The sequence below is a fragment of the Mesorhizobium sp. U510 genome (assembly GCF_059180695.1).
Map to the genome: position 1 here is coordinate 2,686,766 of NZ_CP180532.1, position 25,078 is coordinate 2,711,843.

At 60.5% G+C, this 25,078-nt stretch carries 17 protein-coding genes; 13 read left to right on the top strand and 4 right to left on the bottom strand.

Going from position 1 to position 25,078, the window contains the following annotated elements:
* Positions 1 to 189: 189 nt before the first annotated feature.
* On the bottom strand, positions 190 to 2,769 hold the full coding sequence (locus ACLGL5_RS14645) for an AMP-binding protein (RefSeq protein ID WP_494372929.1): 2,580 nt from the start codon (positions 2,767 to 2,769) through the stop codon (positions 190 to 192).
* A 486-nt stretch (positions 2,770 to 3,255) separates the two neighbouring features.
* Here ACLGL5_RS14645 and ACLGL5_RS14650 point away from each other — a divergent pair, with 486 nt between their 5' ends.
* The 5 genes from ACLGL5_RS14650 to ACLGL5_RS14670 all read left to right on the top strand — a co-directional run bounded on the left by ACLGL5_RS14650 (position 3,256) and on the right by ACLGL5_RS14670 (position 12,251).
* Positions 3,256 to 4,479, top strand: coding sequence for a glycosyltransferase (locus ACLGL5_RS14650; protein WP_064986334.1), 1,224 nt, complete (start codon positions 3,256 to 3,258; stop codon positions 4,477 to 4,479).
* The gene (locus tag ACLGL5_RS14655) at positions 4,476 to 5,735 is read left to right on the top strand and encodes an O-antigen ligase family protein (protein WP_069091379.1); all 1,260 of its coding nucleotides are present in this window, start codon (positions 4,476 to 4,478) and stop codon (positions 5,733 to 5,735) included. Before ACLGL5_RS14650 ends, ACLGL5_RS14655 begins: the two co-directional genes overlap by 4 nt.
* 1 nt (position 5,736) lies before the next feature.
* On the top strand, positions 5,737 to 7,734 hold the full coding sequence (gene asnB / locus ACLGL5_RS14660; RefSeq protein ID WP_069091380.1) for an asparagine synthase (glutamine-hydrolyzing): 1,998 nt from the start codon (positions 5,737 to 5,739) through the stop codon (positions 7,732 to 7,734).
* Between the two features lies 1 nt (position 7,735).
* A complete protein-coding gene (locus ACLGL5_RS14665) occupies positions 7,736 to 9,940 on the top strand; it encodes a GumC family protein (RefSeq protein ID WP_069091381.1) in 2,205 nt (734 codons plus the stop codon).
* Positions 9,941 to 10,016: 76 nt separating this feature from the next.
* Positions 10,017 to 12,251 carry an oligosaccharide flippase family protein gene (locus ACLGL5_RS14670; protein ID WP_064986338.1) on the top strand — a complete coding sequence of 745 codons (2,235 nt, stop codon included), beginning with the start codon at positions 10,017 to 10,019 and terminating at the stop codon, positions 12,249 to 12,251.
* 133 nt (positions 12,252 to 12,384) lie between these two features.
* Here the strand turns inward: ACLGL5_RS14670 and ACLGL5_RS14675 are convergent, their stop codons facing one another.
* Positions 12,385 to 13,446 carry an NAD-dependent epimerase/dehydratase family protein gene (locus ACLGL5_RS14675; RefSeq protein ID WP_083246932.1) on the bottom strand — a complete coding sequence of 354 codons (1,062 nt, stop codon included), beginning with the start codon at positions 13,444 to 13,446 and terminating at the stop codon, positions 12,385 to 12,387.
* Positions 13,447 to 13,704: 258 nt separating this feature from the next.
* The gene (locus tag ACLGL5_RS14680) at positions 13,705 to 14,382 is read right to left on the bottom strand and encodes a helix-turn-helix transcriptional regulator (protein ID WP_019860125.1); all 678 of its coding nucleotides are present in this window, start codon (positions 14,380 to 14,382) and stop codon (positions 13,705 to 13,707) included.
* A 289-nt stretch (positions 14,383 to 14,671) separates the two neighbouring features.
* Between ACLGL5_RS14680 and ACLGL5_RS14685 the strand changes: the two genes are divergently transcribed.
* The gene (locus ACLGL5_RS14685) at positions 14,672 to 16,414 is read left to right on the top strand and encodes a sensor histidine kinase (RefSeq protein ID WP_038644798.1); all 1,743 of its coding nucleotides are present in this window, start codon (positions 14,672 to 14,674) and stop codon (positions 16,412 to 16,414) included.
* 139 nt (positions 16,415 to 16,553) lie between these two features.
* Here ACLGL5_RS14685 and ACLGL5_RS14690 read toward each other — a convergent pair whose 3' ends face one another.
* Positions 16,554 to 17,231 carry a LuxR C-terminal-related transcriptional regulator gene (locus ACLGL5_RS14690; RefSeq protein WP_019860122.1) on the bottom strand — a complete coding sequence of 226 codons (678 nt, stop codon included), beginning with the start codon at positions 17,229 to 17,231 and terminating at the stop codon, positions 16,554 to 16,556.
* 623 nt (positions 17,232 to 17,854) lie between these two features.
* On the opposite strand from ACLGL5_RS14690, the gene ACLGL5_RS14695 reads away from it, so the two are divergent.
* The 7 genes from ACLGL5_RS14695 (at position 17,855) to ACLGL5_RS14725 (ending at position 25,011) form a co-directional block, all read left to right on the top strand.
* On the top strand, positions 17,855 to 18,577 hold the full coding sequence (locus ACLGL5_RS14695) for a nucleotidyltransferase family protein (RefSeq protein ID WP_069091382.1): 723 nt from the start codon (positions 17,855 to 17,857) through the stop codon (positions 18,575 to 18,577).
* A gap of 50 nt (positions 18,578 to 18,627) precedes the next feature.
* Positions 18,628 to 19,764, top strand: a complete 1,137-nt coding sequence (locus ACLGL5_RS14700) for a DegT/DnrJ/EryC1/StrS family aminotransferase (protein ID WP_038644803.1) — start codon at positions 18,628 to 18,630, stop codon at positions 19,762 to 19,764.
* A complete protein-coding gene (locus tag ACLGL5_RS14705; protein WP_494372930.1) occupies positions 19,761 to 20,435 on the top strand; it encodes a sugar transferase in 675 nt (224 codons plus the stop codon). Before ACLGL5_RS14700 ends, ACLGL5_RS14705 begins: the two co-directional genes overlap by 4 nt.
* 46 nt (positions 20,436 to 20,481) lie before the next feature.
* Positions 20,482 to 21,486 (top strand): NAD-dependent epimerase/dehydratase family protein, encoded by a 1,005-nt coding sequence (locus ACLGL5_RS14710; RefSeq protein ID WP_019860115.1) that lies wholly within the window; start codon positions 20,482 to 20,484, stop codon positions 21,484 to 21,486.
* Entirely contained in the window at positions 21,483 to 22,766 is a 1,284-nt protein-coding gene (locus tag ACLGL5_RS14715) for a hypothetical protein (protein WP_069091383.1), read from the top strand. Before ACLGL5_RS14710 ends, ACLGL5_RS14715 begins: the two co-directional genes overlap by 4 nt.
* Positions 22,753 to 24,012, top strand: coding sequence for a polysaccharide biosynthesis/export family protein (locus tag ACLGL5_RS14720; RefSeq protein WP_069091384.1), 1,260 nt, complete (start codon positions 22,753 to 22,755; stop codon positions 24,010 to 24,012). The genes ACLGL5_RS14715 and ACLGL5_RS14720 overlap by 14 nt, the downstream gene beginning before the upstream one ends.
* 237 nt (positions 24,013 to 24,249) lie before the next feature.
* Positions 24,250 to 25,011, top strand: coding sequence for a class I SAM-dependent methyltransferase (locus ACLGL5_RS14725; protein WP_038644810.1), 762 nt, complete (start codon positions 24,250 to 24,252; stop codon positions 25,009 to 25,011).
* Positions 25,012 to 25,078: the final 67 nt, after the last annotated feature.

The following is a 25,078-nucleotide window of genomic DNA, read 5'->3' on the forward strand; positions in this document are numbered from 1 at the left end:
AGAGCCTATGCGACGGGAAGGCTGCCCGGGTCCTGGTACTTGTTGATTATTTAGGGATATTTCAGCGCGGCGACGCAGCACCAGGCTGTTCTCGCTACGACGGCAGTGCCAGCGGATTTGTTGTGGATCCGTCAGCAAGATACACGGGCATCCGGTCTGGATTCAGCCTCCGCGTGCGCGAATCACCCGCTATGTGCCGCTCACTACAAAGGCTTTTTCTATCAGCGGACGGTTGTGGCTGAGATAGGGTTCAACGAGCATGTCCAGGTGCCCGCCGACGATCGGGATTATGTTCAGGCCTGTGACGAAAGCACTCCAGCCAAGGTCTGACGGAACGCCTGTGCGCCTGCATCGAAACAGGGTGGCGGTGATCGGCAATGTGGGCTTCGGTTGCGCGAGCCACTGGCCAAATGCGCGCATCCGCAGGACTTCTTCGAGCTCAAGGCGCAAGATGAATCGCGTTCTGGCGAAGCTCCTCCATTTCAGCCAGTCGATACCCCTCGCAAGCAAAGCCTCGGCGCCAAATTGGGCAAACAATTTTGCCAGAGCCCGCAAAATCATGCGATCCACCGTCACGCGATGCGTGCGGATGCGCTGGGCGGTGCGTGCGAGTCTTTCACGATAGTTGTGCTGTCCAGGCCCGATATTGGTGTCGAGGATTCCCAGGAACGTGACCGACCGACCGGCGGCAGCAAGTTTGGCGGCAACCTCGAAGGCGACGCCGCCGCCAAGCGAATAACCGATCAGCTTCACATTGCCATCGGGCTGGGCCTGGTTGATCTGGTCGACAACCGCATCCACCATCCGCGGTATCGTGCCATGTCCCTTCAGCAGATCGTTCAGATCCCCGTAGCGCACGGCAACAACCCTGGCGACATTGCCCATCTCGGCGCCGAAGGCAGCCAGGCTTGGACCGTAACCGATCGATCCGGGCACGATGAACAAAACGGGTCTCGGGTCGGGAGCCTCGACAAGCGAGCTGCTTGTGTCTTGTCCTGGAGACGCTGCCCGGACGACATCGGCGAAACTCATCCCGACCGTGAACGCGTCCAGGTTGAGTTCCCGCCCCAGAGCCGTTTCCAGTTCCATGACGAATTGCAGCAATTTCAATAAATCGCCGCCGGCATCGTCCCAGCGGCTGCCAGCTGCCCTTTTGCCCGGGAGAATTCTCTCCCATACGACCGCCGCGGTGCCTTCGATATCAAGCGGGTTTGCCGCCTGCCGGGCCATGGGCGTGTTCTGGGCGCCTTGCGCGTTCAGTGCGCGATCCAGTTCCCGCAGCTTGACACCGTCGACCTTGCCGCCTTTGAGCCGCGGTATCTCGGCAACACTGTGCAGGCGCGTCGGATGAACAGCCGGCGGCAGGGCCGTCCTGATCAGGTCGCGCAATTCAGCAATGAACTCGCTTCCGCCAGGTCTGGCGGGGACGGCAAAGGCCACCAGTTCGTTCAAGTCCGTCACCACCGCAACGGCATCATCCACCTGAGGCGCCCGGCGCAGGACGAGTTCCAGTTCGGCGGGTTCGACCCGCCTTCCGTTTATTTTGATCTGGCGTCCCTTTCGTCCGACGATCCACATCATTCCGGTGTCGTCGACCTTGACCAGATCACCTGTTGCGAAGATTCGAAGCAGCGGGTTGCCGGAGTTCGCCTGGAGAGGGACGTTTTCCCCATCCGTCCAGTAGCCAAGCGTGGAGTAGTTGCCTCTGATCAGCAACTCTCCTTCATCGCCCGGGGCGACCTCGCATGCGTTCTCATCCACGACGGTGTATTCGATGCCGGGTAGCACGAAGCCAACCGGGACCGTTGCGCCGCGTTCCTGGTAGCCCCTCGGCAGGAACCATTGCGTGCCGGTCGTTTCCGTGGACGAATAGCTGATCTGGACAAGGCAGGACTCGGGGACGCTGTCGCGGAGCCGGTCGATATCGGACCATAGAATCTTTTCTCCGCCGACCCGCACGATCCGCAAGGAAGAGAATGTGTTGGGCGCAGAACCATTCATCAACACGCGCAGCAGCGCCGGCACAAGATAGACGACCGTCACCTGCCATTTCTCGAAATTGTCGCGGACGGCGCGAATGCCGGCGCTCTCTATATCCGAGAGGTACAATGTGGCGCCGCACAGCATCGGGGTCATCATCTCGCGGCATCCCGCGATCGTCGCCGGCCCGGTCAGCGGCATGAAGACGTCGTCGGGACCGAAGTGGCAGGCATCCACATATTGCTGAACGCGTTGGAGGATCGCCCGCTGGCTGTTCACGACGCCCTTCGGCGCTCCGGTGCTGCCTGACGTGTACAGAACGATTGCCGGAGCATCGACCGATACTTCGGGCGGCAACGCCGATAGGCTGCCATCCGGCGTTGCGGCCGTGCAACTTGTCGCGTCGATCCATTCAAGCGAGGAAGCATCCGGCCAGCCTGCCGGTTTGCCTGGCCCTGGCTTGATGATCGCGGCCAGCCGCGCGCTGGTCGAAATTGCGACGAGGCGCTGAAATGGATCCCGGGGGTTCAACGGCACGGCGGGCCTGCCGGCCCGCATGGCGGCGAGCATGGCCACCGGATACCAGAGGGTATTTCCGATCAGAATCCCGACCGCCTTGCCTGGTGGGGTGGAACCGGCAATCGCAGCCGCCAGGTTTTGGACTGCGTTGAGCAGTTCCGAAAAGCTGAGGGACGTAGAGCCGTCACTGATCGCGATCTTGGCCGGGTATTTTTCGACAACCCGCTCCAGGTGCGAGAACGCCGATTTTTCGGAGAAGTCGTCGCCCATCCGCGGGAAGAGACGGGTGGTTGGTCCGCCCATATCCAGAGGGCGGGTGGAGGCCTGTTTCCATGTGAAGCCGTCTGGAGGGCTGCTGTTGCGAGCTATCACAACATCTTGATCCGTTGTCGGACCGCCAACGGATGGCAAGGCACGTGGAAAACGGCTTTCTAAACGCGGGTACCCCGACGTCTCCAACACAGCCCCCTTGTTTTGCTGATTGGCTTTGCCGTGTCCTACGCGACCATGTCGGCCCTGGCATCGTTAGAACGAATGAGTTTCCGCTCAACTCATCGATCCGACAGCGGTTGCCGCTGCATCGCCGCACCGCCCAATCCCTTGCTTCATTTAAACAGACGAGGACAACGCGCAAGCCTGCTCCTAGCGTGAGGCTGGGTGTTGTGCGTACTGGGGCGATGAAGCCGGGCCGTGAACAGATCACAGGGCCAGCGGCTTTGCGCGGTTGGGATTCTGCCGGCATCCAGGAGGGACAGGATGAGTCCACATCTGGTTTGCATAGGAGGCGAGGATCACCGGCTTAGAATTCCGTTCCTCCTGGCGCTGCGCGAAAGGGGCTTTCGGGTCACTGCCGTCTCGAGCGATGCCGGAGACGCCTTTTCGCCTCACGGCATTCCGCATCGCAGCTTTGGGTTCGACCGCTTTGCCAGTGGCGGTGGAGAATGGGGAGCTGTCAGCGCGATCCGTAAATTGATGTCCGATTTGCGTCCGGACATTGTTCAAAGTTTCGACACCAAGCCCAACCTCCTCACGCCTCTGGCCGTGCGCGGGCAGGTTCCGGTCATTCGCACCATCAATGGGCTTGGTTGGACATTCTCATCACGGGAACCGCGGGCGCTGGCGCTACGTCCGGTCTTTTGTGGCCTTCAGGGGCTGGCGTCACTCTGGACAGCCATGACGGTCTTCCAGAATCGTGACGATCAGGCCTTCTTCGACCGCTATCGGCTGGTGGGTCGCGGCAAAGGGCGACTGATCCGGAGTTCTGGCATCGACCCGAATGCATTCTCGACAGCAAGGTACCGTGGCCCTTCGGCCGCCGCCATGCGCGAGGAGCTTGGGCTTCAGTCGGCCGAAGTCGTAATCTTTGTCGGTCGGCTGACTCGCCAGAAAGGGATTCCGACCCTGATCAAGGCGGTTCCCCGCGTCCTCTCCAAGAGGCCCAATGCGCGTTTCGTGCTTGTCGGTCCGCAGGACTCTGAAGGTCCGTTCGCGGTCAGCAGGTCCGATATCGAGCAATATGCTCCTTACGTCGTCGCCTTGGGGCCAAGGCGGGACGTTCCAGCTCTCCTTGGCATGGCGGATCTGTTCGCGTTTCCAACACAGTATCGCGAGGGAATTCCGCGCGTCCTGCTGGAAGCGGGTTTGTCCGGGTTGCCAATCGTCGCCTCGAGAATGCCCGGCTGCAATGACGTGGTTGAAGATGGCTGGAATGGCTATCTCGTCGCGCCGCGCGATGCCGATGGCCTGGCGTCCAGAATAGTCGATCTTCTGTCCGACCGCGCCCGTGGAAAGGTCATGGGCAGCCGTTCCGTCGGCCTCGTGCGGGAGCGCTTTTCGCTGTCGTGGGTCGTCGACCAGTATTGCGATCTGTACAAGACTGTCCTCGGTGGCAAATACCGCGGCAGTCTTGCTCGGCCCGCGCCCGTGATCTCGAGGGAAGAGGGTGCGCGGGGCCCCCGACTGGGTGAGGCGCGGCAATGATCCGTGATGTGATCCTGGCCTTCGGCATCGCAATGTCCTACGCGGTGCAGCTCAGCATCCCCGGGCTGCCGTTCGGCTACAGCGAACTGTTCCTCACGCTCTGGATATTGCTGTCGATCACCCGCATCCTTGCCGGCGGCCGACTGGAGGTTACGCCGGCCCTCACCAAACTTGCATGTTTCTGGGTGATCCTGACGCTTGCCCTGGGCGTGGGGTCCATCATCGGCTTTCTGACCACCACGCTGTTCCTCGATCCGTTGATGCATGACACGATGGCGTACGTGCTGTTGGTCTGCGTTACCTGCCTGGCAGCCGCGGAACCCAACGCTGCTTCCCGTTTACGCCGTATCGCCTGGTGGATGATCGCTGTCGCGAATGCAGGCTTTGTCATCCAGGTGGGGCTTGGTTTCGGCTGGATCCATCAGTCTGGCGTCCACCCCTGGTTCTGGGACCGCTTCAGCGGTTGGTCTGACAATCCGAACCAGCTTGCGCTCTACTGCGCGCTCCTCGGTCCACTGGCCCTGCATCTTGCCACAACCACCAGCAATCCATGGGGAAGATGTCTCGGGCTGTCCAGCCTGATCCTCACCTTCTATGTCGGAAGGCTGACAAAGAGCGATACCTATCTCTATACGACGATCCTGGCCTGCCTGATCCTTCTTGGGCTGAGGGTTCGGGCATGGCTTACTAGCGACGGCGGCAAGGTCAGCCTTTCACGGCAACTTGCCCTCCTGTTCACCGTTGCATTCCTTCCATTGGCGGTCTCCATCGCGCCTTACGCCCTCAGCGAGGCCGCCAACGCCGAAAACTTCGCCAAGAGCCTCACCAAGGACAAGGGCGGGGAAGCAACCGCGGAAACCGCGACACTTCGCCTCCAGCTTTGGGACGAGGCATTGGACAAGGGAGCAAGATCCGGATCGCTGGGTCTCGGACCAGGCCCGCACCTTGATCGTCCCTCCACAGTCGATCAGCAGTTTCTGCCGCGGCCTTTCGAGGCCCATAGCACGATCCTCGATCTCTACACTCAGGGTGGCCTGATTTCAGTCCTGGCCTTGCTGTGGATCCTCGGCTCGGCCGCCTTGTCCGCCTGGGGCGCGAGACAGGACACGCTCGTGGCGCTCGTGGCTTCGATCGCTGTCTTCAGTGCTCCGCACCTGATCATCCGCCATCCGATCGTGTGGTTCTGTGTGACCCTCTGCCTTGTCGCCGGAACGCCGCAGGCGATCCCCGCGATCGTTCGCCAGAGGAGATATTAGAATGTGTGGGATCGCCGGAATCCTCTTGGCGCCCGATGCAGCCAATACCAACGCGCTCAGGGCGATCGGGCCGATGATGACGGCCCTTCGTCATCGCGGGCCCGATGGCGAGGCATTCTGGACGAGCCGTGAAGCCGGGATCGCCTTCGGGCACCGGCGTCTGGCCATCGTCGACCTGTCGGAGGCGGGTCGCCAGCCGATGCACTCCGCGAGCGGCCGGTATGTCATTACCTTCAATGGCGAAATATACAATTTTCGCGATCTGCGCCGCGAACTGGAAGGGGCGGGCCACCATTTCCGCGGCACCAGCGACACGGAAGTGATGCTGTGCGCGATCGAGAGCTGGGGTCTCGAGGCGGCACTTGCGCGCTTCGCCGGCATGTTTGCTTTCGGGCTATGGGATCTGAAGAACCGGACTCTCCACCTCGCCCGCGACCGGATGGGCAAAAAGCCGCTCTATGTCGCCTCGACACGTGAAGCGCTTGTCTTCGCCTCGGAGCTGAAGGCGATCACCTGTTTCCCGGGCTTCGCCCCGGAACTCGATGTCGATGCTGCGGCGACGATGCTTTCGAAAGGGTGGGTGCCGGATGACCGTTGCATCTGGCAGGGCGTGTTCAAGCTGCCGCCCGGTTCAGTCCTGTCGGTGACGGCGGAGGATTTCGCCAATGCCCGCGGCGCCGGCTCGCTTGCGCATCGCATTCGCCGCTGGTGGTCGCTGGCCGATGTCGCCTGCAAGGCGCAGCGGGATCCGATCGCCGGCAGCGACGAGGACCTTACGACCGAACTCGACAGCCTGCTTCGCCTTGCCGTCAAAGAACGAATGGTTGCCGATGTGCCGCTTGGCGCCTTTCTGTCGGGTGGAATTGACAGCTCGACGGTCGTCGCCCTGATGCAGGCGCAGTCCCCGACGCCTGTTCGCACGTTCACCATAGCGTTCGGCGAGAGCGGGTTCGACGAGGCCCCTCATGCGGCCGCGGTTGCGCGGCATCTGGGCACCGACCATACGGAACTTCATCTTTCACCGGCCGCGGCGCTTGAGGTCATCCCGGAGTTGCCGAGGATCTGGGACGAGCCGTTCGCCGACGAGTCGCAGATACCGACGCTGCTGGTGTCGCGCCTCGCCCGGCGGCACGTCACCGTGGCTCTGTCGGGCGATGGCGGCGACGAGTGCTTCGCGGGCTACTCTCGACACTTCCTGGCAACCCGCCTCAGAAGGCAGCATGAGCTGCCATCATCATTTCGGCGGATGTTGGCGGCGGGGGCAGGATTGCTGGCCCAGGCCTCCCAGAAAGACATGTTCGGCAGCCTGCCGCTTTCGGCGAACATGCGGCACGGATTGCGCGGTGACCGGTTGAACCGCCTCGCCCGCCTGTTCGCGGCGGCAAATGAGGACCAACTGCTTCAGCGGCTGACGGAATCTTCGACCAACAAGCTTCTTCATCACAAGCCAGCGGCATCCAATGCCAGCGCCACACAACTCGACGGCCTGCTGTCGCGCCTCCTGTTCGACGACATGACCGGCTATCTCCCCGGCGACATCCTGGTGAAGCTCGATCGTGCCACCATGGCCAACAGCCTCGAGGGGCGATGCCCGATCCTGGACCATCGCGTCGTTGAATTCGCCTGGCGACTGCCAACCGACGCCAAGGTCCGAAGTGGCAAGGGCAAATGGATACTGCGCCAGCTCCTTGATCGTTATGTACCGCGCCGACTGGTCGATCGGCCCAAGCAGGGTTTCGACGTTCCGATCGGAGCCTGGCTGAGAGGACCCCTGCGCGACTGGGCAACGGATATCATTGCCACGACACGCCTGTCCGGAGATGGGGTCATCGACTGTGCGAAGGTCGACGCATGTTGGCGCGATCATCTGCATGGAAACCAGGATCATTTCCGTGACTTGTGGCCGCTGCTGATGTTCCAGGCATGGCGCAACGAAGCCATGCGGCCATCGGCGCCGGCAACGCACGCTTCTTACGATATCGAACTGACAGGGGATTGAGATGGAAGGTTCCATAGCCAGCCGCGCCAGGCTTCCGCGTGCCACGCAGATGGCCGTCGCTACGCTCGACACCAATCCGCGGATGAGGCGACCGCCGCGCGAGCCCGTGCAACCGCCGTCTCCCTTCCATCAGCTCGTGGTCACTCTGGCGACGGGAAAATGGCTCTTGCTTGCCGTGGCCCTTCTGGGCGGCATACTAGCCGGCCTCGCGGGCTTTGCTCGTCCGGTGCTGTTCGAGGCGACGACCCAGATCATCATAGACGCCCCGAGCACCGGCACTTCGAACCCTACGGCGACCGCCCAGGACTCGCTGGATTCGAGCATCGATGACCATCTGACGATGCTCTCGTCGCAAGCCCACCTGCGCCGAGTTCTGACGGCACTGCGCCAACCGCCGGCAGCCGACGCCGCCGGAAAAAGCGGCATCAGTGCCGTCCCGCCCACCTCAGGCTCGTTCGTGGGCAACCTGCTGAGCCGGGTCTGGTCGAAGGGTGGACCTGCCGCCGAAAGTCCGGAAGCTGCGGATGCGGCCGCGCTGAAGACGCTGCGGGGCGGAATGAGGGTCGGACAAGAGCTGCGCTCGCGCGTCATCACCATCGGCTTCACCGATACCAGTCCGGTACGTGCCGCGCTTGTCGCGAACACATTCGCTCAGGTGTATATCGAAGATCTCGTACAGAAACGGCGTGCATCGGATCAGCGCGAACTGGAATCGCTGGTCGCCAGCCTGCCGCAAGTACAAAGGGACCTGGTCGACGCGACCGATCGGCTGGAGACGTACCGGCTGACACATGGCGCCGTTGATCAAAGCGCGGCCAACAACGCGGCCAATGAGACAGCGGAGCTCGGCCGACAGATCTTCTTGTCGAAAGCCAATCTTTCCGCCTCGGAATCGCGCCTTCACCATATCGAGGACCTGCGAAAGGCGGGCGCCCCTGTATCGGCCATCGCTGAAGAAATCGGATCGCCTGTGTTGGCCGACCTCCTGACACGTCAGTCGGGTGCCGCTGCGGACGGCGATCTGGGCAATGCGATCAACCGTGAGATAGAGCAGGGCATCGCGCGCATCGCCGCCGAGGCAAACGTCTACCACGCCCAGGTTGCGGCTCTCGAAGACCGCAAGAGGGTGCGCGACGCGGCCGTGGCCGACACTGCGAGCCAGCTTTCCGGCTTGCGTGCCCTTGAGCCGCAGGTCACCATCGTGACACAGCACTACAACGAGCTCCTTAGCCGGCAGCAGGACCTGATACGGCGCATCGCCGCTCCCACGCCAGGTGTAGCGGTCCTGTCGACGGCATGGCCGCCGTCAAATCCCAGCACCCTGTCGAGAATCTTCCTGGTTCCACCCGGCATGATCGTATTTGGTCTGATGGCGGCGGTCTTCGTCCTGATCCGTAACATGTTCAACCAGACCTTGCGCAGCGAAGCTGAAGCCGAAGCCGAGCTTGGGATCCCGTGCGTAGGACTGCTTCCCAAGGTTTCGGGACTCCATGCCAAACAATTGCGGCATCTGGTTCTGGGCCAGCAGAACTCGCCGTTCAGTCGCGCGGCGACATCCCTTCTGGTCACTGCGGCGCCAACTCAGGGAAGGGGGCAGCCGCCGCACATCGTCCTCGTGACGTCCAGCATCCTCGACGATGGCAAGACAGAGTTGGCGTGGAGTCTGGCGCTGGCGGCAACGCGATTGGGAGGAAGGGTGCTTTTCCTCGACCTCGACCGCAAGGACGCGCGCCTCACGAACGAGTTTCGTGGCGAATTCGGCACCATCAAGGCTCACAACTCCTTTGGAGACTATGTGAGTGAACGCTGCGTGCTCCAGGATGCGATCACGAGAATGCCAGAAGTCGGCATCGATCTCATGGCCGCTCCAGCACCTTCGGATGATCTGCTGACGCTTCTGTCCACGGTCGACAAATCCCAGTTCACCGAAGAACTTCTCTCGGTCTACGACGTCGTCATCATCAACGGGCCGTTGGGACTCGGAGGCCCCGAAACCAGGCTCCTGAAGCGCTGGGCCGACGCAGTGCTTTTTGCCGTTCGATGGGCCAAGACGAGGCGCAGCATCGCCCGTGGCGTTCTGGAGTCGCTCCGGGCCGGTGGATCCGTCGCAGTTCCAGTCGGGAGTGTGCTCACCCAGGTGAATTTAAAGCGGTACGCCGGCTCCAGGCTCGAGGACAACGCCGACCTGCTGTTGGAGAGGGTTTGATGAGAACCGTCGTCTCCGCTCTTCAAAAAATGCCACAGGGAACCAACTGCGTTCCAGCAATCGGACCTGCCCCAGAATGATCATTGAATTTTTCGGACCGCCAGGATCCGGCAAAACAACATTTGCGCATGCGCTCGCGCAGCAGTTGCGCGGGAAAGGCTATCACGCCAAGGTCGCTCTCAGCTATAAGCCCAGCACCAGGGCCGGAAGCTTCGACCTTGGGATCATTCTGTTCGTCTCCAGAATAGTATCGGCGATATTCTCGACTGCTGGAATATTTCTATCGTCGATCGGGCGACTGGACGATATTTCAAGTTCGGTGTCGATGGTAAGGTTGATACCGCCAAAGAAACGAATGTGGCGCGCCCGGATCTGGCGATATATCTTGCACCTTTCGCGTTGCTGGAGCGCCGCGAAGCAATCGCCCGAAATTGTCATATTCGATCAAGGATACGTTCAAGCGATTGGATCGCTGGCGATGTTCAATGGGGGCAACGACCGCGAAGCGCTCGAAAAGGCGCTCAGCCTCGCGCCGCCGGCCGATCTCACCATCAGGCTGGTGGTGCCATCTGCGATCGTTGAGAGCCGTCTCAGACATCGGATGGAGCACGAGCCGCCGGCGGAGCGGATTTTCGAGGCCGACTTGGACGTGAATATGAGCGCCTTTGGCGTGTTCGAATCGATAAACGATCTCCTCGCGATTTCCGGCCGAAGTGTCGTTTCCGTTGAGAACGCCGACAGTCAATCAGGGCTCAAAAGTATTTGTAAGGTCGAGAAGCAAATCATTTCCGCGCTGTCACGGATGGATAAAGGATTCGCAAATCGAGACCAAAAAGAAAGCGCACCACTTGCGCATGCTGCGGCAATCGATAGTCGCGTGTCTCGAAAGTCTCCGGGCCATCCCGCCGGTGCTCTTCCAATAGCCACACCCCGGCGAAATAGGGACGTCGGCTCACGGCTCGCGAGGGCGAGCGTCTTCGCCCTCTTGATCTATATCGGAGGTGCTGGGCTGACCAGCCTTGCACAGCTGGCCATTGCGCGCCTCATCGGGCCTCGCGACTACGGAATCTATGCCTACGTTCTAGCCTGGACCTCCGTGCTCGCCTATCTGGCAACGCTTGGTTTCAATGTGTCCCTGTTGCGTTTTGTGCCCGCCTATAGAGCCAACGGCAGGCTTGATCTGGCGCGAGGGGTGATAAGATTCGCCCTGCGGAGATCGCTGCTCGCGGCGACACTGTTCGGGATGGCGGGTGCTGCCTTGGTCCTTTTCTTTTCAGAGCAGGCGCAACCGGATCATACGCAAAGAGGACTTGAGATAAGCACCATGCTTGGCATGGCGGCCGTACCCTTGATTACCGCTTATGCCATTGGCGCTACGCTTGTGCGTGCTTTCGGCGGCGTGGTTTCGGCATTGTTGCCGGAGCGCATCGTGCGAGACGGGCTGCTGCTGGTATTGGTGGCGATCATGGCCGGGTCCGGATTGTGGGCGGTGCACGCGCCGCAAGTGATGCTGGCGGTGCTGACAAGTTCGGCCATCACGGTTGCGCTGGTGTTCATCACCGCCAGGAAGTTTGAACCACCTGGCCTGCGGCAGGCTCAGCCCGCTTACGAACCGAGGGGATGGTGGCTTGCCGTCCCCCCGCTCATGCTCATCACCGGCCTCGATGTTTTCGTCAGTCGTGCCGGCGTGCTGGTGTTGGGCTGGACCAACCATATCCGTGAGGCCGGTATTTTCGCCCTGGCGTTGAACGTGGCGATGCTTGTGGGGCTTTCCCGCATCGCTGTCGCTACCATGTTTTCGCCTACAGCGGCCGACCTGCATGCCAGAGGCGATCATAAAGGCCTGCAGCAGCTGTTCGCGCGGGCCACCTTGCTGTCTGCGGGCGGCGCCATCGCGGTGGCCATCCCAATGATGGTGATTGCCGAGCCGTTCTTGAGCTTCTTCGGGGAGGGCTTTGCTGCGGGAGCGCCAATCGCGCGGGTTCTCATTTTGGGCTATGTTTTTGTTGCGCTGTGCGGGCCTCAGCAGAATCTGCTGGCGATGACCGGAAACGAATGGGCCGCGGCAACGACCATGATCGCCGGCGCGGCGGCCAACGTCATAGCCTGTGCCGTGGGCGTCGAGATATACGGCCCAATTGGCGCGGCTGTCGGTGTCGCGCTTGCCCTGGCCATCTGGAACGTTGCCATGGCGGTCTATATCGGCAAGCGACTGAAGATGCTGCCTGGCTTGGTGTCTGCCCTGCTCTCGATCAGGCCAAGCGCGATTGGCGGCCTACAATGGAACTGGTTATTGAGAGCCGGCAAATGAAGTGGCCGATCCATCGATGATGTCCCTCACGACAGCGCCGGCGCATCGATCGGCGTGCGACCGCTAGCCCATGCCTCCAACATGGTTGAAGGAGCAGGTCAGTGGCGGCCGTCCGGCCTCCCGTCGTCTCGCCCTATGCCTGAACGAATGCTTGTCGTTCTCGGCCGACGGGGCTTGCATGGAAATCCCGGTACCATTCCACGAAACGTTGCACGCCGTCCTCCAGTGCCGTCGCCGGTGCGAAGCCGACAGCGCGGCGGAGATCGCTGACGTCGGCGCGGGTTTTCAGGACGTCACCTGGAGGTAAAGGCACGTTGACGCGAAGGGCGCGGCGGCCAAGGGCAGCTTCGATGATCGCGATCAGACGGTTGATTTCTTCGGGCCGGTCATTGCCGATATTGTAGATCCGATATGGCGCCGAACTTGTGGCGGGGTCAGCCGCGCGGCTGTCCCAGTCCGGATCCGGACGAGGCGGCGCGGCGAGCACGCGAACCACCCCCTCTACGATGTCGTCGATATAGGTGAAATCTCGCCATACGCGGCCGGCATTGGCAATCTCGATCGTGCGCCCCTCGGCGATGGCATGGGTGAACGTATAGACTGCCATGTCAGGCCTGCCCCATGGACCATAGACGGTGAAGAAGCGCAATCCTGTCACCGGCAAGCCGAACAGGTGGCTGTAGGAATGCGCCATGCATTCGTTTGCGCTTTTGGTCGCGGCATAGAAGCTGACCGGATGACTGGCGCCATGGTGCTCGGAAAACGGTATGCTTCGATTGGCGCCGTAAACGGAACTCGACGAGGCATAGACGAGATGGCTGACGCCGGCGTGCCGGCAGCCCTCCAGAACATTGAGAAACGCCACTATATTCGACTGCACATAGGCATGCGGGTCGGCGAGCGAATAACGCACCCCAGCCTGGGCGGCGAGGTGCACGAAGTGCGATGGCTGGAAGTCGGAAAACAGCGCCTTCACCCGCGCCTGGTCCGCCAGGTCCATCCGCATGGGAGTGAACCTCGGCTCGGCACAGAGCTGCGCAAATCGCGCCTCCTTCAGCACGACGTCGTAGTAGGGCGCAAAATTGTCGACGCCGATAACGACAAGGCCGCGCCGCAAAAGCCGCAACGCGACATGAAACCCGATGAAACCGGCGGCACCTGTGACGACGATCGGTCCCGCGCGTGCAAGTTTCAGTACAGCACCATCCGACCGCGTACGAGCGGCATCAGCCAGCTTGTGGACCGTCGAATTTGGTTCGACCATGGCAAGTCACTCCAATTGTGAGATTCCGCGCTCCGCCCGCGTTCGATAGCGCGTGGACAGGCTGGAGATGGCACCGCCAGCTTTGCAATCTGCGCAACCGCGGCCGCAGAATTTGCGGCCGCGTTGCCATGGCACATATCTCGGTTTGCTGAATTCGAGCGGGTGCTGACGCCCGCCGAAATCGCTATTTCATGGCAGGACCGAAATGCGTCCCAGAAGAGCAACCAGTTCAGCCTGACGCCTTGTTTCGGTCTTGGCGAACAGCGAGGCAAGCTGGGAGCGGATCGTCGTGCGACTGAGATGCCAACTGCGAGCAATCTCCAGGGGCGCATCGCCTTGCGCCAGGCGCAATGCCAGCTGCGTCTCCGCGCTGGTCAGACCGAACATCCTTTGCAAGGTCTGAGGGTTGGCCGCCGATGTGTTCTCCCGGTCCAGCAATGCGACGATGCTTGTCCCGTCGGGTGTGACGACGCCCGCCTCATTCAGGATCACAGGCCTATCGCCTCTGCTGCGGATCACCACCCATGAGAGTAATCCCGGCTGGAAATGGACCGGAACATTCGCGACCAGCCGCCTTAGCCCTGCGGACAGCTCGACGGCCGTGTCAGCCGCTTCGCCCTGGCGCTCAAGCGTCTCCTGCGCGGCTGCGTTCCATTCGATTACTTTCCTGTCGCGGTCCAGCACGATATAGCCGCAGCCGATACGCTCAAGCATGCCGGTTATGGATTCCAAACTGCGTCGCTGCGGCCCGCCAGGTCTGGCGTCTGGCCGATCCGAAAGATGTATCGGACGTGCGTGACGAGAATCTTTCAATACAATGTATTGGCTGACTGCAACGGTTTCGTTGCGCCTCTCAATCAGTGTCATCGCTTCTACCCCAACCCTAGTTGCTGCCCACTCAAGTAAATTTTGTATGATTTACTTGATTTGAATTCCGCCTGCTGGCGGGAACTTGCTCCTTCGACTCGAATTTCGACACAATTGTAGAAATCTGCGGAAGGTTTTTCCGCAGCGTTCCTTGAATATGGCTTCCTGAAGAACCCTGCCGATCCTGATTCTATTCGCAGGCAAAGGCATGGCAATCCGGCAGTGGTATTAGGCTGCCTCCTCGTGGCCTAGTCTCGACGAACTAGACATAAGGATGTAGTCTGGGCGCATGGGTTCGTATCTGCGCTGGCTTAAATCGAACGTGTCAAGCACCCCGTTGGCTCATGTAGCTTCGCTATTGGTGCTTGCCGGATCGATAATACTCGAAGCGATAAATACGATATACATCGGCCAGGGGGTTACGTTTATTGCGTTTATCCCCGTAATTATTGTTATCGTGTACCTCGAAGGGCGGTTGGTTGCCATCGCCGTAACGCTTCTCATGGCCGCCGCCGGCTTGTGGATGCGACGCGTCCTGAACGCCCAACTCTCAGCTGAAGACTGGACGAGCGCTATCTTCCTTCTGGTCTCGGGTGGCCTGATCGCATCCGTGTTCCATCGCCTGCGACAGGATTTGCGCGGGGCGCTCGAGGTTGCAGAGGCGAGGCTCGCTGCCATCGATGCAGCCGAGAGCCGCTATCGTTGGGCCTTCGAGCGCGCTGCCTTGGGTTTTGCAAATGCCAATCGACGTGGCGAACTGTTGCAATCGAACAGACGTTTTTTTGAGATGACCGGCTACGGAGAAAAGGAGCTTGCCCAGCTGAAGCTGGAAGGGCTCGTTCTTCCCGACGATCGAGATGCCGTGCGGGCCTTGTTGAAGGATCTGGATAATGGCGCCGCGTCGTCCGCGGCCGATATTCGCGTGTTGCGCAAGGACGGCAAGGCATTCTGGGCTCGTCTGGCCCTGTCCTCGTCGCGGCCTGACGAGGCATCCACCGAAAGCGTGTTCGTGGTGGTCGACGATATTTCCGAGCGACGAGCCGCACGCGAGGCCCTCCGGGCTCAGAAGGAATGGCTCGATCTCGCTCTGTCTGCCGGACGCCTGGGCACGTGGCGAATAGATATCAAGGAGGGGACAGTCGCGGGCTCCGGCAAGTTCTGGGACATTCTCGGCCTGCCCTCCAAGCCCGTCCGCCCCTTGGAAGAACTCTCGGCCGTGGTCCATCCGGCCGACTGGCCGAAATTGGCTGCCTCGGCAAAACCCTCGCAGGCAGTGAACTACGACGTCGAGATTCGTGTCAGGCGGATGGACGGGCACATACGCTGGGTTGCTCTGCGCGGACGGCAGGAAGAACATGGCGACCGCGCAATGCGCATCGGGGTGGCGGCCGATCTGACAGAACGTCGACAGACCACGCTTCTTCGCGCCGCCGTAAAGAAGCACGAGCGCATCATGCTCGAAGACCGCCATCGGTTCAGCAATTTGTTCCCGGTGATCACGGCCCTGGTAAAAATGATCAATGTTCCCGAGAACGACGTTGCCAAATACAAGGAGATGCTGATCGATCGGATCAGAACGCTGGAAGCGACGCATCTCATCCTGTCTCGTCATAAGAGCCTGTCGGGGATGCTCCACGATCTCGTGGCTCGGGAGCTGCAGCCCTTCAAGGAGACACGGGACATAACGATCAGTGGCCCCTCGCTCACAGTGCCAAGTGGCGTCGCAGAGAGCTTTGCGATGATCCTTCACGAGCTGACGACAAACTCCGTGAAACACGGCGCGTTGGGTGACTCACAAGGCAAGGTCGGAGTTAAGTGGCAATTCGCATCCGACGGGGCAGGGGACGATCTGGTTTTCGATTGGGTGGAATCGGGAGGTCGGAAGAACTCAAACGTCGTGCGCCATGGGTTCGGGTCCATGATAATCGGCGTGGACGGCACGCCGCTTGTCGGGCATTCGCCGAAATTGGAAATATCGGAGTATGGACTGCGATATTCGTTGCGGTTATCGCGGAAGGAAATTGAGTTGTAGTGCCTGCCGCTCCGAAAGCGACTTCGGATTTGGGCACATGCACAGTAAGACGATCAAAAGCGCGCCGGTGTCATGGCACGCGCCTAAGTCTATCCCATGCATGCCGGCCCGAACCGCTTCCCGCTTCGGGTGGCAAACATCAGTTCATATTTCTCGACATCCACGTTTGCAGCAAAACGGCTGCTTCAGTCCGGTTTCGCACCCCGAGCTCGCGCAGAATGGCGGCGGCATGGATTTTCGTTGTCGCTTCGGCAATATCCAGATTGCGGGCGATCTCCTTGTTCGAGTACCCTTCCGCCATCAGCTTGAGGACGTCCCTTTGCCTCGACGTCAGTCTGCCAAGATCGCTTGAGCCCATGCGCTGACGGATTGGATTTTTCACCGAGGGGAGGGCGGCATACGCTCTCTGGTCGGCAGACGTTCGAGACAAGAGTGATGGTACATAGATCCGGCCTGCAAGGATCTCATTTACCGCCAAAACGACTTCTTCGTCTTTTTGCGATTTGACGATGTAACCATGAAGCCCGATCGAAAGAGCGGTCAGGATCTCCGAGCGGGAATCGTCCCCGGAAACGATCGCAAAACGTGTGTCAGGATACGCAGACAGAACGTCGCTGAGCACCTCCTGGTTAACCAGCCCCGGCATGTTCAGGTCGAGGATCGCAAGATCGATGGATGCCTGCTCCTCTAGAAGATTGACCACAGCATCGAAACACGAGGCCTCGAATATTTCGGCGTTTGGAATTCCAGCCAAAAGTGCCAGCCGAAGGCCGCGCCGATACAAGCCGTGATCGTCGGCGATGACGATCCGATACATTGAACTACCCCAACGCGTTACCCGGTTCCCGACGAGAACACTCGCTGGAACCTCCCAGTCCTCTGTGATGGTCGGAACCGCGGTGAGTCTAAAAGTCGTGGCCAACCGCTGGTCATCACATCACTGTGATGGTCGCAGCGTCCCAACCCACGCACATCACACATGGCTAATATAATACTAATTTGTGAGAGCCGTCGTTATTTTTTTTAACGCTGGCGTCCCGTGCCTGCCTACCGAGCGATATCGAGTGCCCGCCTCCAATGTTCGGTGTGCGGCAGGGCATTTTGATGGCGGCACTTGCCTTCACCGAGGGTGCGCGGGATGGTTCCGGCACTTGGCGGATCGCTGCTTTTTGATCGCAGGACTCGTTCGGCTTCATTGGTCTCATGGCCAGGTCCAGATGCTTGGGTCCGTCCTTGATCTCACGGTTATCTAATACCGGAAACGCTTCGGATCGGTACCATTCGAATGCACGACGACAGCCGCCCCGGCTGTCACATACCCTTCAAGTATGATGTTCGGATTGCCGCCGAGGGTCGAGCCGGATTTGACGGAATGCCAGGTCCGAATGAGCTCGAACACGAAATGCCCGGACACAGGCAACTGCAAATCAGGAGGATCGGATGAAAGCGGTGATTCAATGTGGTGGGATGGGTACGCGCCTTCGGCCCTTCACGTCGGTCCTACCGAAACCCTTGATGCCGATAGGAGCCAGGCCCGTTCTTGAGCTGCTTCTGAAGTGGCTGCGGCGCAACGGCATCGAGGAGGTCTATATCACGACCGGGTATCTCGGGCACCTGATCCGTAGCGTCTGCGGCGACGGATCGCAATGGAATCTGAAGATCAAATACACGCAGGAAATGGAGCCATTGGGCACCATTGGGCCTCTCTCTCTGATCAGGGATGAACTGAACGAGACCTTTGTCGTGCTCAACGGCGATGTTCTTACCGACCTGAGCCTCAGCCGGTTTGTGGCGGCGCACCGCATGCATAAGGATCCGGTTACGATCGCCACTGCCTGCCGCCTCATCAAGATGGATTTCGGCGTCATCGACGAGGTCGACAATGCCGTTCAGCTCTTCCGGGAAAAGCCGACGCTTTCCCACCTTGTCAGCATGGGGATTTACTGCATGAACCCGGATGTCCTGCGGTTCATACCTTCGGGCATCCCATTCGGGTTCGATGACCTGATGTTGCAGATGATGCAGGGTGGCACGACCGTGCACGTGTACAAGCATGACGGTCTCTGGCTCGATATCGGTCGCGTCGATGACTTCCAAAATGCGCAGGCGATTGCCTGGGAAGAGCAGTCGACCTCGATCGAGGTAGCCGCCGCGGCCGCATGAAATCCGGATGTAGAGGCCGAACCCATCACAAGGATCTTTAGGAGGTCAAGATGCTCTTGGTGAGCGCCCCAATTCTAGGCGAGCCGGAGAAGGCAGCCTTGTCAAAGGTGATTGACAGCGGCTGGCTTACCATGGGGGAGCAGGTGCGCGCATTCGAACTGGCCTTTGCCGATATGCATGGCGCGCGAGATTGCGTGGCGGTTGGTTCCTGCACCGCAGCGCTTCATCTCATCCTGCATGCACTGGGAATAGGACCCGGCGACGAAGTATTGGTCCCGTCGCTGACTTTCGTGGCGACCGCGAATGCGGTGCTTTATGTCGGAGCGACTCCGGTCTTCGTCGATATCGAGTCGGTCGACGTGCCGTTGATGTCTCTCGCGGAAGCCGAAGCGCGGTGCACATCGCGCACGAAGGCGGTCATTCTCGTTCACTTCGCGGGCTATCTCGCCAATAGGGAACAATGGCAGCGGTTCGCCCGGGTTCGAGGGCTCCATATCATCGAGGACGCCGCGCATGCCCCTGGCCTGAGGGAAGTGGGAACGTTCGGCACTGCGGCGGCCTTCAGCTTCTATGGCAACAAGAACATGACGACGGCGGAAGGCGGCGCCGTGATCGCCCGTGATTCCGATCTGCTCGACAGGGTTCGCCAAGCCCGCGGGCACGGGATGACCAGCGGGACGCACCAGCGGCTGAACAGCCGTACCCCGCAATATGATGTCACGATGCTCGGGTTCAACTACCGCATGGACGAAATGCGTGCGGCAATCGGGCTCGTTCAACTGCAGAACCTGCAAGAGTGGAACGAGATCAGGCGTATCCTGGCCGTCCTGTATCGGCGCCTCATCGCGGAACATTGCCCGGCCGTGACCATTCCATTCAGCGAACCCCGGACGTCGGCTCACCACATCATGCCGATCCTCCTGCCGCGCTACGCAAGGCGGCAGGACGTGATCGACGAACTGCGGACGCAGGGGATACAGACCACGATCCATTATCCGCCGGTGCACCAGATGACGTTCTATCGCGAGCGTTATCCCGACATCACTCTGCCGCGTACAGAGGACTTTGCTCAGCGAGAGCTGACAATCCCGCTGCACCCTCAAATCACCTCAACTCTCGCCGAGGCGGTTGTGGCTGCACTTGCAAGCGCACTCAACGGCGGTGCCCAAACAGGAACTGCGGCATGAATGCGTCGGACCGTTCCCTTCATCGGCGCTTCGTCTCAAACCCCGCTCATGGTTTGGCGCGACGCTCGATCGATCTCGCGGTCGCGGGCGCCGCGCTCATCGTATTTGCACCGCTGATGCTTTTGATCGCCGGAGCGCTTCTGCTCGAAGGCGGTGGCTCGATCTTGTTCGCACAGACCCGCATGGGCGCCGGTGGCCGACCCTTCCGCATGTACAAATTTCGCAAGTTCGGTGTGAACTGCGGTTCCCAAGGCCTCGCACTGACCGTCGTGGGCGACAGCCGCATGACGACGGTGGGCCGGTTCCTCGCGGCAACAAAGTTCGACGAACTGCCGCAGCTGTGGAACGTCCTCAAAGGCGAAATGGCGATCGTCGGGCCACGACCCGAGAGCATGGCTTTCGCCGATTGTTTCCGAGGCGGCCTCGAGGCGGTCCTGCAATACAAGCCCGGCCTGCTGGGGCCAACCCAGGTTGTCTTCCGGCACGAGGCGCATTTCTTCCCCCGATCCGCGGATCCGATCCTGTTCTATCGGGAGGTTATGTTCCCCGCCAAGGCCAAACTCGACCTCTCCTATTATCCGCAGCGCACCATCGTCTCCGACATCGTGTGGATGGCGCGTGGCGTCCTGGCGGTTGTCGGCTGGGTTCCATCACAGCCGATCGACGTATGAACCCCAAAAGGAAAAGCGCTCCAGTCAGCCAAGGGAATGCGCAGTCATGAGCTACAACGGCAAGAAAGTTCTGGTGACAGGCGCGGATGGATTTATCGGTTCGCATCTCACTGAGGCGCTCGTCCGCAACGGCGCGGATGTCACTGCTCTGGCGCTTTACAATTCCTTCGACAGCCATGGATGGCTGGACGATTTGCCGGACAAGATCCGCAGCCAGCTGAAGCTCGTCCGCGGTGACGTCCGCGACAGCGCGTTCCTGAACCGGATCGTGCGCGGTCAGGCCGTCGTGTTTCACCTGGCTGCGCTCATTGCGATTCCATATTCCTACGCGGCTGCCCAGTCCTATGTGGAAACCAACATCCTGGGTACGGTGAACGTTCTTGAAGCGGCGCGTCAATGGGAGACGGAGCGGGTGGTGCATACCTCCACGAGCGAGGTCTATGGAACCGCCCAGACCATGCCCATCAGCGAAACGCATCCGCTGCAGGGACAGTCGCCCTATTCGGCATCCAAGATAGGCGCCGACATGATGGCGGAGTCCTACGCCAGGTCGTTCGATGTCCCTGTGGTCATCATGCGGCCCTTCAACACTTATGGTCCGCGCCAGAGCGAACGCGCCATCGTGCCGACCATCATCCGGCAGGCTCTCGATCCGAATTGCCCGGCGATCATGGTCGGCGATACGAGCCCGATCCGTGACCTGACCTTTGTCGAAGACACCGCGGCGGCCTTCCAGACCGCGGGCCTGGCCGGGCTCGAATTCGGCCACGCCTACAATGCCGGCAGCCAACGCGCCGTGACCATCTCCGACGTATTGGATCTTGTCCTGGAACTAAGCGGTTCCAAGAAACCGGTCCATCGTGACGAAAGGCGTTTGCGGCCGCAAAATTCGGAGGTTCGCGCCTTGCTCGCCGATTCCTCGCGTTTTGAAGGCGAGACTGGGTGGCAGGCGCAGACCAGCCTGCGCGACGGGCTGGAGCGAACGATCGCATGGTGGCGCGCGCGCCTTAGTGAAGGCCGGGTACGGCGCGAAATGGGTTACATGACATGACCCTGCTCCGCCGGCACATGTTGGTACTGCTGCTGATTGCCGGTGCCATGTTCGCGAATATTTATATGCTCGGTGGTCGCGAAAGCAGCGCATCGCAAACGTCGGCCACACCACCGGTGAAAAACCTGCCGGACTATCTTGGCGAAGCAACGGATCCCTGGTCCGGCACGACTTTCGTACGGATCACCCAGCCTGGAATTCTCGGCCTGGCGGGTGTCTGCGGGAAGAAATACTGCACCCACCGTTACTCGAGTGCACAGGCCTGGAATGCTGACCAGAGCCTTCTCGTGATCGTCAATGGTTGTGGTGGCATGTGCTTCCTCGACGGGCACAGCTACGTGCCATTGTTCCATCGCGACCGCTCGAATGAAACTGAATGCGAGTGGCATCCCAGGGATCCCCAGCTGATGATCTGCGTCGCTGGCAGGCAGATTTACACCTGGGCGCCGCGCACAAATCATGAGGATGTCGTGTTCGACACGGCAGCCTACAGCAAACTTCAGTTCGGACCTTACAAAGGCAATCCGAGCCGCGACGGCAACCGTATTGCGGTGCGTGCAACGCGCAATGACGGCAAATCGGTGGTCTTTGGCTACGACCTCAAGCAGCGGCGGAAATTCCCGGATATCGATCTTACCCAGCTTCCGGGGACCACCGGCTCCTGCTCGATCTCTCCGCTGGGGATCAATATTGTGTGCTCACAGGCATTGTCGGAAGACCATGAACCGACCTTCGTCTTTTCCATCGACGGCGTCTTGCAACAGAAGTGGATGGAGCACCACCGGCCCGGTCACGGCGACATGACGGTCGATGCCGACGGCAGCGAAATCTATGTCGGGATCAGCAAATCGAATCCCGACATATATCAGGTGATCAAGCGCCGATTGGCCGACGGCAAGGTCACGTCGCTGATGAAATATGGCGAGGCCATGCATGCGTCGCTCAGGTCCCTGGACAGGCCCGGCTGGGCGTTCCTGAGCTATGGCGGAACGCCAGCCGAAGTATCGCAGCACCCGGACTGGGCGCCTTACGCGCAGCAGGTCATTGCGGTGCGCACGGACGGCAGCGGAGAGGTCCGCCGTATCGTGGAAACGCAGAACACCCACTTCGACTACTGGAGCGAGACGCATGCCTCGCCCTCGCCGGACGGCTCACAGGTAATCTGGTCGAGCAATTGGGGTGTGCCCGGTGGCCCGGTATACGATTTCGTTACCCGTGTTGAGTGGCCTTCGGAGCCGGTCCCGAACCAGAAGGAGATTGTCGCAAATGGCCTTCAATAAACGAACCGTTCTTGCCGCGGTTGCGGTGATGTCCCTGACATCGATGGCCGCCGCAGGCGAAGCCGAGCAATATCAACTGTCACCTGGCGATACCGTCGAGATAGGGATAGCGCCGATCCCGGATCGAGCGCAGCGCGCTGTGGTCCAGATGGATGGCAATATCGCCCTTCCCGAGGTCGGGATGATCATGGTCGCAGGCCTGACGGCGTCTCAATTGCAGACGCGCATGCAAGCGCTTTTGCCGACCAAGATCTTTCACGTGCGTCTGGCCGATGGACGGGAGCAGATGGTTGTCGTCAAACCGGACGACGTGACCGCCATCATCGTGGAGTATCGTCCAATCTACGTGATGGGCGACGTGCTCACCCCTGGACAACAGGCCTACCGTCCGCTCATGACCGTACGGCAGGCGCTTGCCGTCTCCGGCGGCTTCAGCCTTTTGCGGTCACGGGCGGGCCAAACGGGTCCCGATCCGGTTGATCTCAGGCGCGATTACGAAACACTTTGGGGGGAGTACACCAAAGACTATTTTCACGCCGCCCGTGTCCGCGCCGAACTTCAGGGCCAGGCGGATTTCGACAAGCAGACGCCGCAGGGGTCACCTCTGTCGCCCAGCGTCGGAGCTGCGATCGCCCAGGCTGAAACGGACGGGCTGAAGATTGCGCTGAGCGATTTCCAGCAGGAGCAGACTTTTCTTGAGAGGGGCGAGAAGGATGCGGCTGATCAAATCGAGGTTTTGCAGAAGCGCGAACAGGTCGAGGCCGAGAGCGTGAAGGCGGATCAGGAAGACCTGGCGAAAGTAACCAAGGCGTTTGATGCAGGCAATCTGACCAACACTCGGCTCGCCGATGTCAGGCGCGCCTTGCTTCTGTCGTCGAGCGGTGCGCTGCAAACCTCGGTCGAGCTCATGAGAGCGCGGCGCCAGCAGGAGGACTATGTCAGGCAGCACGAACGCAATGACAATCAAAGGAGGATTGCCTTGCTGACGGATCTGAAGGACACCAACGCGCGGCTGGGTGATATCACCGCCAGGCTCCACGCCGCCAGCGAGAAGCTGCAACCGACCGGAGCGTCCGCCCAGCCATTGCCGATTGCCGGCGAAACAATCCGGGCTCAGGTCACGATCGTCCGCAAGGTCGGCGATGAGTGGCGCAAGCTGTCGGCTGACGAAGACACGATCGTGATGCCGGGAGATACTGTCGAAGCCAGGTTCAGCAGCGATCTGCAAAGCGCGGCAATCCAATAGGCCGCTTTAGTCGCAGTCCGAAAAAAGAAATGAGTTGGGGGAACTTACTGTTCGATCAGGGCGTCGAACACAACCGAACGGGAGATACAGGTGAGGCTCAATTCCAGGCAAGGGGTGCCGCCGACGAACGCGGCTCGGATGGCTCAGTCAGCAAGTTACGCTTTCGATACGCCTTCGGCATCGCGAGTTCCCCGGGCCAAGCCGCGGACCGGTGAGCCCGGAATTTGGCAGGAGCTGATGTCCAACCAGCAGGTCCACACGCCGGGCGACCGGGTGTCGGACGACTACAGGGCCAGCCATTGCGCACCGGGCTACGGCGCGCATTACAACAAGACGCACGAGTCCGGCTACTACGGCGCGCTTTGGGAGAAAATCGAAAAACCCTTGATCCTGGACGTTCTTCGCCCAATGGGCGGAGCCGGCCGGAACTGCCTCGATTTCGCATGCGGAACAGGTCGCATCACCAGCGTGGCAGCCGGCGTGTTTGGCGAGGTGGTCGGCGCCGACATTTCGAGATCCATGCTGGGCAGCGCGCAAGTTCCGCCCAATGTGAGACTGCGCCACGTCGACATGACAACAGAACCTCTCGGCGAAACCTTTGATGTCGTAACGGCATTTCGCTTCTTCCTGAACGCCGAGGATCAGCTGAAGCGGGATGCGTTGAAGGCGATAAATGAACATTTGAAGGACGGCGGGCGTCTTGTGTGCAACGTTCACATGAATGCGACTTCACCAATCGGCCTGGTTTGCCGGCTGCTCAATCGGCTGTTTGGACGCACAATTCGCAACACGCTGAGCGTGGCGAAGTTCAAGGAGCTCCTGACCGCGTCGGGATTCCTTGTCGAGGAGATGATACCTTACGGCTATCTGCCCCGGCCGGGAAACCTCTTGCCCGGAGTCTGTGAAGCGTTGATGGAGCCCTTCGAAAAGGCGTCCAGAACTCTTCACGTTCCTGGACAACTGGCGCAACATTTCCTGGTTATCGCGAAGAAGCGCTAGCGGAATCGCACACTCAAATGGCCACGTGAAAACGGCCTGGAGCCGTTTGCCTGAGGGGCGACTCACC

Excerpts from the sequence above, each read along its gene's own strand:
- ACLGL5_RS14685 (WP_038644798.1), top strand. The coding sequence starts at position 14,672 with ATGGGTTCGTATCTGCGCTGGCTTAAATCGAACGTGTCAAGCACCCCG.
- ACLGL5_RS14690 (WP_019860122.1), bottom strand. The coding sequence starts at position 17,231 with ATGTATCGGATCGTCATCGCCGACGATCACGGCTTGTATCGGCGCGGC.
- ACLGL5_RS14700 (WP_038644803.1), top strand. The coding sequence starts at position 18,628 with ATGCTCTTGGTGAGCGCCCCAATTCTAGGCGAGCCGGAGAAGGCAGCC.
- ACLGL5_RS14705 (WP_494372930.1), top strand. The coding sequence starts at position 19,761 with ATGAATGCGTCGGACCGTTCCCTTCATCGGCGCTTCGTCTCAAACCCC.
- ACLGL5_RS14655 (WP_069091379.1), top strand. The coding sequence starts at position 4,476 with ATGATCCGTGATGTGATCCTGGCCTTCGGCATCGCAATGTCCTACGCG.
- ACLGL5_RS14720 (WP_069091384.1), top strand. The coding sequence starts at position 22,753 with ATGGCCTTCAATAAACGAACCGTTCTTGCCGCGGTTGCGGTGATGTCC.
- ACLGL5_RS14650 (WP_064986334.1), top strand. The coding sequence starts at position 3,256 with ATGAGTCCACATCTGGTTTGCATAGGAGGCGAGGATCACCGGCTTAGA.
- ACLGL5_RS14715 (WP_069091383.1), top strand. The coding sequence starts at position 21,483 with ATGACCCTGCTCCGCCGGCACATGTTGGTACTGCTGCTGATTGCCGGT.
- asnB (WP_069091380.1), top strand. The coding sequence starts at position 5,737 with ATGTGTGGGATCGCCGGAATCCTCTTGGCGCCCGATGCAGCCAATACC.
- ACLGL5_RS14710 (WP_019860115.1), top strand. The coding sequence starts at position 20,482 with ATGAGCTACAACGGCAAGAAAGTTCTGGTGACAGGCGCGGATGGATTT.
- ACLGL5_RS14680 (WP_019860125.1), bottom strand. The coding sequence starts at position 14,382 with ATGACACTGATTGAGAGGCGCAACGAAACCGTTGCAGTCAGCCAATAC.
- ACLGL5_RS14695 (WP_069091382.1), top strand. The coding sequence starts at position 17,855 with ATGAAAGCGGTGATTCAATGTGGTGGGATGGGTACGCGCCTTCGGCCC.
- ACLGL5_RS14665 (WP_069091381.1), top strand. The coding sequence starts at position 7,736 with ATGGAAGGTTCCATAGCCAGCCGCGCCAGGCTTCCGCGTGCCACGCAG.
- ACLGL5_RS14725 (WP_038644810.1), top strand. The coding sequence starts at position 24,250 with ATGTCCAACCAGCAGGTCCACACGCCGGGCGACCGGGTGTCGGACGAC.
- ACLGL5_RS14670 (WP_064986338.1), top strand. The coding sequence starts at position 10,017 with ATGATCATTGAATTTTTCGGACCGCCAGGATCCGGCAAAACAACATTT.
- ACLGL5_RS14645 (WP_494372929.1), bottom strand. The coding sequence starts at position 2,769 with ATGGGCGACGACTTCTCCGAAAAATCGGCGTTCTCGCACCTGGAGCGG.